Raw genomic sequence first — 13,454 nt, 5'->3', positions numbered from 1 at the left:
TGAAGCTCGATAGCGCGACAGACCCCGTGGGGCCGTCGCTTGAGCTTTCATTGCGGGTCTATCAGGCCGCGAGGGGTTTGTTGGTCGAGGCCTTTTTGCAGGCCGCTTTCATCGCCTCCATTTCGGCCCCCAGCTCTTCAAGTATTGCCTTGCCCAGCAGTTTTTTCGCCTGGGGAAACATCTCCGATTCTTCCTCTTCGATGTGGTGCTCAAGCAGTTCCTTGACCACTTTCACACGGCCTGAAAATTCGGTGGAGGAGGGCTCGGTCTGCTTCAGGTCGGGCAGCACCAGCGAGTCGACAGTGCGGTGCTCTTCCTTGGCCTCGTGGTACATGATGTCTTGTTCCTTGCCACCGGCTTTCCTAAAAGCGGGATAAAGGATTTCTTCTTCGAGCTTGGTGTGCAGGGTGATTTCCATCTCGAGCTTGGCTAGCAACTCGGTGCGCTTTTTAACCCCGCGCTCGGTGGACTCGCTTAGTTGGGTGAGCAGGGTCCTGACGCGTTCATGGTCGGCTTTGAGCAGGTCGATGGCATTCATGTGCAACCTCACGGGTAGTTGTCGGGCATGTCGAAACGCACGCCTCGTAGTGAGGGAATTGCATCAGCCGTACCAACTTTCATCGGGGCTAAATAACTATTTAAATCAAATGGATAGATATTTATAGGGGCGGGTTCGTCGTGCAGCTTGCATGGTCTGGCCCTTTCGAGATTGCACAACGCACTTCTGCCGGTCACGTGCCGGGCTCGTGTGAGCGTTGCTTGAAATTCTAATGGAACCCTTGAGCGATCTGCTTGACCTAACCTTTAGACTTCAGGAGGTGAATCATGCAAATAGAATATATCTGGATCATATTGGCAGTGATTCTGCTGCTCTTGGAACTGTGGGCGATCAATATCGTCTTGCGCAGTACCGGTGGCTGGGAGACCAAGGGACTGTGGGTGGTGGTACTGGTTTTCGTGCCGCTGTTGGGGTTGATCGCATGGGCGATGTTCGGCCCCAAGCGCGAGATGGCCGAGCATCGCAAGAGCTGAGTCGGTGAGCCATATAAAAACAGGCGCCCCATGGGCGCCTGTTGTCATTCGTTAGCCATGATCAGCCGGCCACAGCTCTGGCAATCGCTTCATTGAACGCCGGCAAGTCGTCCGGCGTGCGCGAGGTGATCAAGGTCCAGCCATTGGCTTTGCATTCCTTGACCTCGGCATCCACCACGCCCGCAGCGCCAGCGTTTTCCAGGTCGATGCGCACGCTTTTATACGAGGTCAGGGTTTTGCCCTTGACCACGCCGGCGTCGATCAGCGCCCACGGGCCGTGGCAGATCGCTGCGATGGTCTTGCCGGCCTGAGCGAACTCGTTGATCAAGCGCAGCGCCGCAGCATCCTGACGCAAAATGTCGGCATTCACCGTCCCGCCCGGGATGACCAATGCATCGAAGTTGCTGCCGACCACATCAGACAATTGCACATCGGACTCAACTGTCCCGTCCTTTTCGGTATCGCCGACAAAGGTCTGGGTGGCGCCGCCCTTGCTGGAGGCGTGCGTCACCGTCGCGCCATAGCCACGCAGGGTTTCCAGGGGTTTGAGCAGCTCGTCGCGCTCGATCCCGGTGTTGGACGTGATGACGAGGATTTTCTTACCCGTGAGTTGCGAACTCATACTCAGATGCCTCCGGTGTCAGGTTGATTATTTGGCGTATTTGCTTTGCAGTTCCTTGGCCATTTTCAAGTGAGCTTCAAGGGTAGGCAGCGTCTTGGTGGCGAACGCCTTCAGCTCGGCATTGTCCGAAGAGGCCGCTTCTTTCTTGAACAGTTCGACGGTTTTTTCATGGGCGGCCACCTGGTTGTTGGCATAGGCCTTGTCGAACGATTCGTCGCGCATTTCCAGAATCGCTTTCTTCGCCTTGTCGGTCAGGGCGGCGTCATCCGGAACCTCGATATCGAGTTTTTTTGCCAATGCAATCAGCTCGTCATTGGCTTTGGTATGGTCGGTCACCATATGTTGCGCAAAGGTTTTTACGTCTGCCGAACTGCTTTTTTCCAGCGCCAGCTTGCCGGCTTCCACCTCGGTAATACCGCCCTCGGCGGCGTTGTCGACAAAGTCGTTGGACGTGGCCGCCATAGCGGTAGAAATCGAGCCGGCAACCAGTGCGAACGTCAGGCCCATTTGTTTCATCAGTCGAGTTGTCATGGTGTCTCTCCTCAGAAATGGCGTGATGCCGTACCCAAGTGTTGAGCGGGGAGGCGAGCAAAAGGTTTAATTTTTTTTGCGCGTGTTTGCCCAACGGTCAGGCGTGGAAATTTCCTTGAACCAATTCAAATTCAGCGTGTTCTGCTGCACAAGGCCGCCACTGTTTGGACGGCCGTTATTGCCAGGAGATTGCACTGTGAACGAACACAAGAACGCCGATAAAACCCCCGACCCCGTCAGCTCTGAAGACGCGCAGAAGGGTAAGGCTGAAGGTATGAAAGGGCAGACGTTGGAGCGTGCGAACCCGAAGACCGAAACCATCGACAAAGTGCTGACACCCACCTCGATCAAGGACATTCAACGCCAGACGGATGCGATCAACGAGAAGCTCGACAAGGGACATTGAGCATGGCTCGCTCCATCAGCGCGCAGAGCGCCGCATTCATCAGTCGTTGCGGCGTCACTGAACCATCACCCGCTGCACCTCCAACCCCAATTGCTCATACACCTCGACCCCCGGCGCATCCCATTCGGTAATCAGCGTATGAATACGGCTGCACGGTGCCACCACAAACGGTTCCACTGCACCGAGTTTGTCTGAGGTTGTCACTGCAACCACTTGGGACGCGCTGTCGATCAAGGCTTGCTTGATCGCCACTTCGGCAAAATGCAGCGAGGTAATGCCCACCTGCGGGTGCAGCGCGCAGACGCCGGTAAACAGCAGGTCGGCCTTGATGCTCTGGATCAGGCGCAGCGCTTCATGGCCGCCGGTCGAGAGGGTGGCGGGATTGAGTTGGCCACCGGCCAGGATCACCGTTACATGCCGATGGTCTGCCAGGGCGATGGCGATCATCGGTGATGGGGTGACCACCGTCAGGTGAATGTCGTGCGGCAGTGACTGAGCGATCTGCAGGGTAGTGGAGCCGGAGTCGAACAGTACGATCTGGCCGTCTTCAACTCGCTCGGCCGCCAGGCGCGCGAGGTCGCGTTTGGCTTCGGTGGTTTCGCCGACACGAGTGAAAAAATCCTTGCCGGTGTCTTTGGGCCGAGGCAGGGCGCCGCCGTGTACGCGCTGCAATAAACCGGCGGCGGCGAGTTCGCCGAGGTCGCGGCGGATGGTGTCCTGGGACACGGCGAAATGCTCGACCAGCTCGGAAGCCGTGACCTTGCCGTCGCGTTCGAGCAACAACAGGATCTTTTGTTTACGCAGGGAAGGCAGATCAATAGCTTGATGGGCGTCGTGCATGTTTATGCGCTTTATTGCGGGTTTATGCGAGATTACTCATCAGCTTCGAGAAACGCAACGGCTGGTTGCGTGGGCGATGGCCGGTTACTCTCTGTGTTCAGTTCAGGGAGAGGTGACCCGATGTCGTTGATCACAACTATCGAAGACTTACGCAAGCTGGCGCAAAAACGTGTGCCCCGGATGTTCTACGACTACGCCGATTCCGGCTCCTGGACTGAGAGCACCTACCGCGCCAATGAAAGCGATTTTGCGCGCATCAAGTTCCGCCAGCGTGTGGCGCGCAATATCGATGAGCGTTCGATCCGCGCCAGCATGATTGGCCAGAACATGGCCATGCCCGTGGCCCTGGCACCTACCGGCCTGGCAGGTATGCAACATGCCGATGGCGAGATCCTGACCGCCCGAGCCGCTGCGGCGTTCGGCCTGCGCTACACCTTGTCGACCATGAGTATTTGCTCGCTGGAAGACATTGCCGAGCATGTCGGCCAGCCATTCTGGTTCCAGCTTTATGTGATGCGCGACCGTGGGTTTATCGAGCAACTGATCGAGCGCGCCAAGGCTGCCGGGGTGGATGCGCTGGTGCTGACGCTGGACTTGCAGATCCTGGGGCAACGCCACAAGGACTTGATCAACGGCTTGTCGGCGCCGCCCAAACTGACCCTGCCCAATATCCTCAACATGATGACCAAACCGCGCTGGGTCATGGGTATGCTCGGCACCCAGCGGCGTGGCTTCGGCAATATCGTCGGGCATGTGAAGGGCGTGGCCGACATGAGTTCGCTGTCGTCCTGGACTGCCCAGCAATTTGACCCGCGCCTGAGCTGGGACGATGTGGAGTGGATCAAGCGGTGCTGGGGCGGCAAGTTGATCATCAAGGGCATCCTTGATGTGGAGGACGCGCGGCTGGCGGCCGACTCCGGCGCGGATGCGTTGGTGGTGAGCAACCACGGTGGTCGGCAACTCGATGGCGCGCCGTCGAGTATCAGCCAGTTGCCGGCCATTGTTGAGGCCGTAGGCAACCGTATTGAAGTGTGGCTCGACGGCGGTATTCGTTCCGGCCAGGACGTGCTCAAGGCCATGGCGCTGGGCGCCAGGGGCACCATGATCGGTCGCCCGCACTTGTATGGCCTGGGGGCGATGGGTGAGGCGGGCGTGACCAAGGCGCTCGATATCATCGCCCGTGAGTTGGACGTGTCGATGGCGCTGTGTGGCTATAACGATATACGCGATGTGAACCGCGAAATTTTGCTGCCTGGCACCTTTCCTGAAAGTGCTGCCTGAGCAAAAAAACGTAAAAATATAAAAAGAGTTGTCCACGAAAACCGTGGGTATCTCTGTGGATAACTTTGCGAACGCCCGGCTGCGTTGGCGATTTGCGTGAAGATCATTATTTGATCAACTTGTGTTTCGGGCCAGTATGGGCAGGGTTTGCGCTTGACAGCCAAGCGCGAACCCAGTGTCGAAAAGTGTATTTATGACGCGTTGTCGCGACCTGTGGAGTGTGTCACTACCCGGGCGGGCATCTGCGTGCGCATCAGGTTTTCCAGCGCCTTGCCATAGTTGCGACCGGCCAGGCTCATGCTGTTGTTATGGCTGGCACCGGGCACCAATAACAATTGCTTGGGTTGCTGGGCGGCTTCAAATAATTGCTGGCTGAAGCGCGGTGGAACGTAGCGGTCATCGAGGCCGTGCACCACCAGCAAGGGCATGTGGATGTCGGCAATCTTGTCGATGGAATCGAACTTCTGCGACAGCAGCCAACGTACCGGCAACGAGGTATTGGCAACGGCCGTGGCCACATCCGCCAGGGAGGTGAACGTGGACTCGATCACCAGCCCGCGTACTGGCAGTGGCACCTGCTTGCCCAGCTCGGCGGCGAGATCGACGGCGACCGCACCTCCCAGTGAATGCCCGTAGATCAGACGCTTGCCCGGGTCCGGCTGCAGGGTCTGGAAGCGTTCCCAGGCGATGCGTGCGTCTTCGTTTACCGAGGTCTCCGATGGCAGGTCGCCCTGGCTCTGGCCAAAGCCGCGATAGTCGATGGCCAGCACCGAGAAGCCCAGGGCGTGCAATTGCTCGATGCGAAACAGCTGGCCCGTCAGATTCCAGCGCACCCCGTGCAGGTAAAGGATGGCCGGTGCGTCTTTGTTCGCGGCCGGGTACCACCAGCCATGAATGTTCTGCCCCGACTTGAAACTGGCGGGCTTGAGTTCGAACTCCTGCACGGCCTTGGGCAGGCCGGTGTACCAGCCGGCGGTCCCCGGTTCGATGCGAAACACCAGTTCGCGTTCCTTGTGTTGCAGCACGGCGCAGCCGACTGGAAGGCCTATGATCAACACGGCCATGCACAGCAGGGGCAGCCAGCGCAGGCCCAGGCGGGCGATAAAACGGGATGGCATGAAGGCTCCAGGACAAAGGCGAAGCACGGGTTTTACCAGAAGCTCCGCGAGCGCAGGTATTAATACGACGGTCGTGACAGATGAAAGTGTTACAGCATTGAACAACACGGGTGCCGATTGTTAGGGTAGACGGCCAACAGGAGGGTCAGTACATGGATTTCATCGGCAAAACCGCAATCGTCACCGGCGGCGCACGCGGCTTGGGGCTCAGTTATGCACGAGGGTTGGCCCTGGCCGGCGCCCGTGTGGTCATCAGCGATATTGGCGCCGACAAGATGGGTGCAGGCACCGATGCGTCGGTGGTGCAACAGGCCGCCGACACCCTGGGTGACGAAGGGCTGACGGTGGTGGGCCATGGCGGTGACTTGTCCACGGACGAGGGGTGCCGGCAACTGATCGCGTTTGCCCTCGAAACGTTTGGCCGACTCGACATCCTGATTCACAACGCCGGTTGGGTGGGTTACCAGCCCATCGCAGAACTGGACGCCAGCTTCCTTCAGCGCGCCATGGACATCAACCTCTACGCGCCGCTGTGGCTGTGCAAGCACGCCTGGCCGTACCTGCTGCGCTCCAGCGCGCCGCGCATCATCCTCACCACTTCCGACCGCGCCATGTATGCGCAATACGAGCAAACCGGGCTAGTGGCTTACAGCGCCGGCAAGATGGCACAGTTGGGCATCATGAACGCGCTGAGTCATGAAGGCGCCGAGGCCGGAATCCGCGTCAACGCGATCTCGCCGGTGGCCAAGACACGCATGTGGGGCGTGACCGACGAGCCGGACGAACTCAAGCCGGAGTGGGTGACGCCGGGGGTCTTGTTCCTTGCTTCGACGCAGTGCACGGACACCGGCTACATATTGCGCGCCAGCAACGGCCAATTCACCGCGACGCGTTTCAGCGAAAATCCCGGCGTGGATTACCCGCGCAATCTCGCCCGCATAAAAGCGGGCAGTGCTGAAGAAGTCGCTGCCGCATGGTCGCGCATCAAACAGCCGCCTACCCAGGCCGTCACCTGAATCTGTCTCCCTCTACCAAGGCTTGACCATGAACAATAGCCCCGTGCGCATCACTGGCGAAGAAACCCTTTCGGACAACTGGTACCTGTTGAAGAAATACAGCTTCGACCTGCGCCGTCGCGACGGTAGCTGGCAAGCCCAGACGCGTGAGGTCTACGACCGGGGCAACGGCGCAACGATCCTTTTATACAACCGCGAGCGCCGCACGGTGCTGCTGATTCGCCAGTTCCGTATGCCGACGTTCGTCAACGATTACTCCGGCTACCTGATTGAAGCAGCGGCCGGCTTGCTCGACAACGCCAGCCCCGAAGAGCGTATACGCCTGGAAGCCGAAGAAGAGACCGGCTACCGCGTGGGGCATGTGGAGAAAATCTATGCAGCGTTTATGAGCCCGGGATCGGTGACTGAACGGATTCATTTTTTTATCGGCGAGTATCAGCCAGGTGATCGAGTGGGGGCGGGCGGTGGCCTGGAAGAAGAGGGCGAGGATATCGAGGTGTTGGAGCTGGGCTTCGAGCAGGCGCTGGCGATGGTGCAGAGTGGGGATATTGTGGATGGAAAAACGATTATGTTATTGCAGCATTTGGAGTTGCGGATACTGAGAGACGGCTGGTGATGGGACCAGGCGTGCAGGCAAAAAAATCCCGCCTGTAAAGACGGGATTGTTTGACCCGGGTTACCGAATCAGGAAGGGAACAGCTCGCTCAACTTCATCGCCAGCATCATGTCGCCTTCGGTGCGCAGCTTGCCGCCCATGAACGCCTGCATGCCGTCGGTGGAGCCGTCGACGATGCCTTCCAGGGTCTCGCTGTCCATCACCAGGGTGACCTGGGCGTCAGGGTTTTCACCTTCCTGGAGTTCGCAGGTCTTGTCCTTGACCACCAGCGAAAAGTTCTTGGTGTCGTCGATACGGAAACCGAACACCAGGTCCAAGCCTTCGGCAGCGCTTGGGTTGAATTTGGCTTTCATTGCTTCTACAGCTTTGGCTACGTCAGTCATGGTTTCGATCCTTTTATGGTGAGTCCAGTGACCTTGGGGTCACGGTTGGCCGCAGTTCATCGGAAAGTGATGAGCTGCGGCGCCTTCAACAGTTGCAAGTGGGTATGACTGTTGAAGGAAGCCAGTGCCACCTCGCGACCGCGGAATTTCAGCTGGTTGAGCGAGGTGTTAACAATTTGCCAGTTCAGTTCGAACGCCTGGGCGGCAGGCATTCGGGTAATCAGGTGGAGCAGGGCGGTGATGGTGCCGCCGGAGGTAAACACGGCGATTTTGTCGGCGTTGTCGGCGGCCTCAAGGATGCGCTGCAAGCCACCCTGGACCCGCTCGACAAACCCCAGCCAGCTTTCCAGCCCCGGTGGGTCATAGGTGCCGGCCAGCCAGCGCTCGATGAGCAGGGCGAAGATGCGCTGGAATTCACTGCGGTTCTGCGCGCCATTGCGCAGGACGTGCACGGCGTCGGGTTCGCTGCTGAGCAAGTCGGGCAACAGACCACGGATAATCGCTTCGCCGTCGAACTCGTTGAAGGCGCTGTCGGTTTCCAGTGCCGGAACCAGCAGGCCAAGGGCTTTGTATTGATCGAATGTGGCGGTGGCGGTGTGCTGCTGGCGACGCAGGTCGCCGGCGATACAGCGGTCGAACACCAGGCCCAAGTCTGCCAGATGGCGACCGAGCACTTGCGCCTGTTCCACGCCGACGGGCGACAGGACGTCATAGTCGTCTGCACCGAAGGAGGCCTGGCCATGTCGAATCAGATAGATGCTGCCCACGTCCGTTTCCCGGTACGTTGAAAGTCTGGCGAGGTTATGAGGATGCCTGCGAGCTGTCAATGAAAAAACATACGCTTGTTTTAAAAGCCCGTTGGAGCCCGCCTGCTGGCGGTTTGAGCACTGGCTCCAACGCGGTGGCGTCGGTATGCTGGGGCCATCCGCGCCTGGCGCAGTGCATTTTTTAAGGAGACATATGGATTTTCTGGCCGAATACGCGAGCTTTCTGGCGAAGACCGTCACCCTGGTGGTCGCTATTCTGGTGGTATTGATCAGCTTCGCAGCGCTGCGCAGCAAGGGTCGTCGCAAGTCCGCCGGCCAACTGCAGGTCAGCAAGCTGAATGATTTCTACAAGGGCCTGCGCGAGCGCCTGGAGTCGAGCCTGCTCGACAAAGACCAGCTCAAGGCGCTGCGCAAGTCCGAGAGCAAAGCCGAAAAGAAGAAAGACAAGAAGAAGCCCCAGGCCAAGGCACGGGTGTTCGTGCTGGATTTCAATGGCGACATCAAGGCGTCGGCCACCGAAAGCCTGCGCCATGAAATCACCGCGCTGCTGAGCCTGGCTACCCCCAAGGATGAAGTGGTGCTGCGCCTGGAAAGCGGCGGCGGCATGGTGCACAGCTATGGCCTGGCGTCGTCGCAACTGGCGCGTATTCGCCAGGCCGGCGTGCCGTTGACTGTGTGCATCGACAAAGTGGCGGCCAGCGGCGGCTACATGATGGCGTGCATCGGTGAGAAGATTATCAGCGCGCCCTTCGCCATCCTCGGCTCCATCGGCGTGGTCGCGCAGTTGCCCAACGTCAATCGCCTGCTGAAAAAGCACGATATCGACTTCGAAGTGCTGACTGCCGGCGAATACAAACGCACCCTCACGGTGTTTGGCGAAAATACCGAGAAGGGCCGGGAGAAGTTCCAGGAAGACCTGGACATCACCCACCAGTTGTTCAAGAACTTTGTCTCGCGGTACCGCCCGCAATTGGCGATTGATGATGTAGCGACCGGTGAAGTGTGGTTGGGTGTGGCCGCCCTCGACAAACAGTTGGTCGACGAGCTGCAAACCAGCGATGAATACCTGGCCACCAAGGCCAAGACCGCCGAAGTGTTCCACCTGCACTATGCCGAGCGTAAAAGCCTGCAGGAGCGCGTGGGCCTGGCGGCCAGCGGTTCGGTAGACCGGGTATTGCTGACCTGGTGGAGCCGTTTGACCCAGCAGCGGTTCTGGTAACCATCCTCAGGTTGTAGGCGGTCTCCTGTGGGAGGGGGCTTGCCCCCGATGGCGGCCTGACAGCCGACCAGGATGTTGGATCAGACCGGGTACATATCCGTTATTTGGGCAACGGCCACTATTGGTTCCGCTTTTACAGCGGGTCACTTTGAAAAGCGCAAAGTAACCAAACGCTCTTGCCCCACCACTCGGCACCTCGCTTAGGCTCGGTGTGCCCGTAATCCGCCATGGATTTGGGGGGCCGCCGCCACGCGCCATCCATGGCGCGGGGCGGCTAAACCGGCATCCCTGCCGGTTTACCCCCCAAATCCCTGTCGAATTCCGGCCAGCGTGGTTTGACGGGGCGCCTGAGATCAAAAGCAGATCAAGATCAAGGGCGGCTCGCTGCGCATCGTGGTTACATTTAGCTGCTACAAAGTTGTGTAGATACCGATGCTCATCGGGGGCAAGCCTTTCCAACATTCAGCTGTGTGTGGGTATCGGCTTGCGCATCAGGCTCCCCACCACCAGCGCGCCCAGCAACCCCAATAAACCCGCCACCCACAACACTTCGCTGAACCCACCCACGAACGCCTGCCGCGCCAGCGGTTGCACCGTCACCCGCGCTGCTTCGGGCACCAGATCCAGCGCCGCGGGCATATCACCGGCTACCACCCGCGAAGCAATACCCGTCACCTGCGCCTGCCACTGCGGGTCGATACTCGCGCTCAGCAACTGCTCGCTGTGGCTGCTCAGCAATGCGCCATACACGCCGATGGCCAACATGATTGCGCTGAAACGCATGGTGGTGCTCATGCCCGAGGCCATGCCTGCGCGATCTCGCGGCACGCAAGCCATGATGTTTTTCTGCGTGTCGCCATTGAGTAACCCCGCGCCTGCACCGGTGACGGCGATCGCCAGGGCAAAGGGCAGATACCCGCCAGCCTGCACGGCCCACGCGCTCAACAGATTGCCGCAGCCCACCAGGGTCAAGCCACTCGCCATCATGGTCGCCGGTGTGAAGCGTGCCGCCAGGCGTACACCGACGCGCGGGCAGATCAGCATGGTCAAGGCAAACGGCAACATGCCCAGGCCCGAGGCAATCGCGGAGAAACCCAGGCCGTTCTGCAGGTAGAACGGCAGCAACGTCATCATCACCTGGGCGCAACCGGCGTAGGCAAACATGCCGAGCAAGGCGCCGATAAAGCGCGGGTGCCGAAACCGCTGCAAGTCTACCATCGGTCGCTGCTGCAGGTGCTCGACCAGCACAAACACACCCATCAGCAGCCCACCGCCGAGCAGGCGAGCGTAGGTCAGCGGGCTATCCCAACCGATGCGATTGGCCTCGATCAGCCCCCATATCAGGCACAGCAAGCTGCCACTGAACGCCAGGCTGCCCCAGGGATCCAGGCGCGCCGAACGGGTGTCGCGGGACTCGGGAATCGCCCGCAGCACCAAGGCCATCAGTACCAGCCCCACCGGCAGGTTGAGATAGAAAATCCAGCGCCAGCCCAGGTACTCGGTAATCAAGCCGCCCAGGGTCGGCGCGGCGGTCATCGCCACGCCCATGCACGCGCCCCAGAACGCCCAGGCCTTGGCGCGTTCTATTTCATCGTGGAAGGTATGCCCGATAGACGCCAGTGCCGAGGTCAGCAGCAGCGCCGCACCCACCCCCTTCACGGCCCGTGCGATGTCCAGCCACAGCGCGGTGGGTGCTGCGCCGCAGCCCAGGGAGGCGAGGATGAAAATACCCAGGCCCCAGACCAGGGTTTTCTTGCGGCCAAAGCGGTCGGCGATACTCCCGGCCGGCAACAACAAGGCGGCGAACGCCAGCATATAAGCGCTGACGACCCACTCGATATCGGCAAAGTTGGCGCCCAGGTCGCGGGCGATGCTCGGCAGCGTGACGGCAACGATGTTGGTGTCCAGCACGATCAACGAGCAGACAGCGGAGGCGGTCACCAGCGTCAGGCGTGGACTGACCCGGTTCACAAGCAAATTACCTGGTAGGCAATACGGAAATCTCGGTTGACTTGCATCGCAATGGCTCTCTAGTGTTCAGGTACTGCGAGCTTATCCCTGGCGAATCACATTTTTGTTAGGCACCAGGAAGTACTTCATTACCTTTGAGCTAATACTGCCGTGGAAATCCGCCATTTTCGTTACTTCCTGGCCGTGGCCCGGCAGCGCAATTTCACCCGCGCCGCCGAGCAATTGGGTATTGCGCCGCCGACCCTGAGCCGGCAAATCCAGGACATGGAAACCAGCCTGGGCACGCGCTTGTTTATCCGCCGGCAGCGCGAAGTCAGCCTCACCGAAGCGGGTGCCGCGCTGCTGAGCGAGGCCGAAGCCGCCGTGCGCCAATTCGAGTTCGCCCAGCGCAATGCCCAGCGCGCCGGGCGTGGCGAGATCGGGCATATTGAGTTGGGCTACGTGGCCTCGGCGCTGTACTGCGGGCTGTTGCAGCGCCAGGTACGGGGGTTCAGCCAGGCGTTTGCCGATGTGAACGTGAACCTGCGCGAATGGGCTATGGCTGCGCTACCGGGCGCGGTGGCAGATGGGCGCTGCGATATCGGTTATATCCGTTCGCCGATGACTCTGCCGGACGGCGTGGAGGCGGTGCGCCTGGACAGCGAAGGCTTTGTGCTGGCGCTGGCCCATGATTCCTGGCTGCTGGGGCTTAAGGCAATCACCTGCGAGTACCTGGAAAACGAGACGTTTATCTTGCCGGAACAAATCAGCGGCACCTTGCATGTCGCCGCCCAGGGCGGCTACGCACCGCGCCTCGGCGCGCAGCCGGGCGGGTTGGTGGCTGTGGTGGCCCTGGTGTCGTTGGGGCAGGGGGTTGCGGTAGTGCCAGCATCGATGGTCGGGCATGTGAGCCTGCCGGGCGTGGTGTATCGCAGTATCCAGGGCAATGAGGCGTCGTCGTGGTTGTCGTTGATTTACCGGCGTTTTGAAAAAGCGCCGGCGGTGGCGCGGTATATCCAGCAGGTCAAGCAGTCAGTCGCGGCTGCACCGAGTCGGCCAGGCGCGTAAGAATCAGGCAACACGACACCGCCCCGGCGTCCAGCACCCCGAGAGAGCGCTCGCCCAGGCGACTGGCGCGGCCGATCTTGGCCACCAGGTCCTTGGTCGAATCGCGCCCCTGGGAGGCGGCGGTTTTCATCGCCTCCAGCGCATCGTTGAAAGACGCCCCGGATGCATGTGCCTGTTCAAACGCCTCTACTGCAGGAATAAGGGTATCCATCAGGCACTTGTCGCCCACGCCCGCCTCGGTGATGTCCTGCAGTGAAGTCAAGCCGCCGCGCAACAGCTGGGCGAAGGTCGCGGCGTCGATGTCTTCACAATTGCGCACTTCGTCGGCCATGCCAATAAACAGGCTGCCATACAGCGGGCCCATGGAGCCGCCGATGCCTTCCATCAGGCTCAGGGTCAGTTCATCCAGGGCTTGGGCCAGGCTCAGTTGGCGGCCTTCGATAGTGCGACCGCAGTGGGCGAAGCCCTTGGCCATGTTGATGCCGTGGTCGCCGTCGCCAATGGCGCCGTCGACTTCGCTGAGGTATTCGCGATTGGCCACGATGACGCTGACCAGATCGGCGACGATGGCGCTGCCGTCACGGGTGGAAAAGTGCTGGCTCATG

The 13,454-nt window shown here is 60.0% G+C and carries 16 protein-coding genes; 7 read left to right on the top strand and 9 right to left on the bottom strand.

Annotated features, from left to right (window positions below):
• Positions 1-61: 61 nt before the first annotated feature.
• Complete coding sequence (locus IH404_RS16740) at positions 62-538, bottom strand: hemerythrin domain-containing protein (RefSeq protein ID WP_194438491.1); 477 nt, start codon at positions 536-538, stop codon at positions 62-64.
• Between the two features lie 287 nt (positions 539-825).
• Between IH404_RS16740 and IH404_RS16735 the strand changes: the two genes are divergently transcribed.
• Positions 826-1,032, top strand: a complete 207-nt coding sequence (locus IH404_RS16735) for a hypothetical protein (protein ID WP_005788888.1) — start codon at positions 826-828, stop codon at positions 1,030-1,032.
• Positions 1,033-1,093: 61 nt separating this feature from the next.
• Here the strand turns inward: IH404_RS16735 and IH404_RS16730 are convergent, their stop codons facing one another.
• Together IH404_RS16730 and IH404_RS16725 are read right to left on the bottom strand one after the other, a co-directional pair.
• Positions 1,094-1,654 (bottom strand): type 1 glutamine amidotransferase domain-containing protein, encoded by a 561-nt coding sequence (locus tag IH404_RS16730; protein ID WP_005788885.1) that lies wholly within the window; start codon positions 1,652-1,654, stop codon positions 1,094-1,096.
• 27 nt (positions 1,655-1,681) lie between these two features.
• Entirely contained in the window at positions 1,682-2,185 is a 504-nt protein-coding gene (locus IH404_RS16725; protein ID WP_005788883.1) for a DUF4142 domain-containing protein, read from the bottom strand.
• A 196-nt stretch (positions 2,186-2,381) separates the two neighbouring features.
• On the opposite strand from IH404_RS16725, the gene IH404_RS16720 reads away from it, so the two are divergent.
• Positions 2,382-2,591: a hypothetical protein gene (locus IH404_RS16720; RefSeq protein ID WP_005788881.1), complete on the top strand. Its 210-nt coding sequence runs from the start codon at positions 2,382-2,384 to the stop codon at positions 2,589-2,591.
• A gap of 54 nt (positions 2,592-2,645) precedes the next feature.
• On the opposite strand, the gene IH404_RS16715 is transcribed toward IH404_RS16720, so the two are convergent.
• Positions 2,646-3,431: a DeoR/GlpR family DNA-binding transcription regulator gene (locus tag IH404_RS16715; RefSeq protein WP_194438489.1), complete on the bottom strand. Its 786-nt coding sequence runs from the start codon at positions 3,429-3,431 to the stop codon at positions 2,646-2,648.
• A gap of 120 nt (positions 3,432-3,551) precedes the next feature.
• Here IH404_RS16715 and IH404_RS16710 point away from each other — a divergent pair, with 120 nt between their 5' ends.
• Positions 3,552-4,712 carry an alpha-hydroxy acid oxidase gene (locus tag IH404_RS16710; protein ID WP_005788875.1) on the top strand — a complete coding sequence of 387 codons (1,161 nt, stop codon included), beginning with the start codon at positions 3,552-3,554 and terminating at the stop codon, positions 4,710-4,712.
• 191 nt (positions 4,713-4,903) lie between these two features.
• Here IH404_RS16710 and IH404_RS16705 read toward each other — a convergent pair whose 3' ends face one another.
• Positions 4,904-5,830: an alpha/beta hydrolase gene (locus tag IH404_RS16705; RefSeq protein WP_005788874.1), complete on the bottom strand. Its 927-nt coding sequence runs from the start codon at positions 5,828-5,830 to the stop codon at positions 4,904-4,906.
• Positions 5,831-5,982: 152 nt separating this feature from the next.
• Here IH404_RS16705 and IH404_RS16700 point away from each other — a divergent pair, with 152 nt between their 5' ends.
• Entirely contained in the window at positions 5,983-6,846 is an 864-nt protein-coding gene (locus tag IH404_RS16700; protein ID WP_194438487.1) for an SDR family oxidoreductase, read from the top strand.
• Positions 6,847-6,874: 28 nt separating this feature from the next.
• Positions 6,875-7,462 carry an NUDIX domain-containing protein gene (locus IH404_RS16695; RefSeq protein WP_005788870.1) on the top strand — a complete coding sequence of 196 codons (588 nt, stop codon included), beginning with the start codon at positions 6,875-6,877 and terminating at the stop codon, positions 7,460-7,462.
• A 68-nt stretch (positions 7,463-7,530) separates the two neighbouring features.
• Here the strand turns inward: IH404_RS16695 and IH404_RS16690 are convergent, their stop codons facing one another.
• Both IH404_RS16690 and IH404_RS16685 read right to left on the bottom strand, forming a co-directional pair.
• Positions 7,531-7,845, bottom strand: a complete 315-nt coding sequence (locus IH404_RS16690) for an SCP2 sterol-binding domain-containing protein (protein WP_005788868.1) — start codon at positions 7,843-7,845, stop codon at positions 7,531-7,533.
• A gap of 56 nt (positions 7,846-7,901) precedes the next feature.
• Positions 7,902-8,612, bottom strand: coding sequence for a histidine phosphatase family protein (locus tag IH404_RS16685; RefSeq protein ID WP_194438485.1), 711 nt, complete (start codon positions 8,610-8,612; stop codon positions 7,902-7,904).
• Between the two features lie 193 nt (positions 8,613-8,805).
• Between IH404_RS16685 and sohB the strand changes: the two genes are divergently transcribed.
• On the top strand, positions 8,806-9,831 hold the full coding sequence (gene sohB, locus IH404_RS16680; protein WP_005788864.1) for a protease SohB: 1,026 nt from the start codon (positions 8,806-8,808) through the stop codon (positions 9,829-9,831).
• Between the two features lie 462 nt (positions 9,832-10,293).
• Here the strand turns inward: sohB and IH404_RS16675 are convergent, their stop codons facing one another.
• Complete coding sequence (locus IH404_RS16675) at positions 10,294-11,802, bottom strand: MFS transporter (protein WP_194438483.1); 1,509 nt, start codon at positions 11,800-11,802, stop codon at positions 10,294-10,296.
• A gap of 150 nt (positions 11,803-11,952) precedes the next feature.
• On the opposite strand from IH404_RS16675, the gene IH404_RS16670 reads away from it, so the two are divergent.
• Positions 11,953-12,849 carry a LysR family transcriptional regulator gene (locus IH404_RS16670; protein ID WP_194438481.1) on the top strand — a complete coding sequence of 299 codons (897 nt, stop codon included), beginning with the start codon at positions 11,953-11,955 and terminating at the stop codon, positions 12,847-12,849.
• On the opposite strand, the gene dhaL is transcribed toward IH404_RS16670, so the two are convergent.
• Positions 12,806-13,453 (bottom strand): dihydroxyacetone kinase subunit DhaL, encoded by a 648-nt coding sequence (gene dhaL, locus IH404_RS16665; RefSeq protein ID WP_056846223.1) that lies wholly within the window; start codon positions 13,451-13,453, stop codon positions 12,806-12,808. The two genes, IH404_RS16670 and dhaL, sit on opposite strands and share 44 nt — an antisense overlap.
• Position 13,454 lies beyond the last annotated feature (1 nt).

The organism is Pseudomonas sp. OST1909 (assembly GCF_015277575.1).
GTDB lineage: Bacteria > Pseudomonadota > Gammaproteobacteria > Pseudomonadales > Pseudomonadaceae > Aquipseudomonas > Aquipseudomonas synxantha_A.
This window is presented reverse-complemented; position numbering and strand designations above follow the sequence as displayed.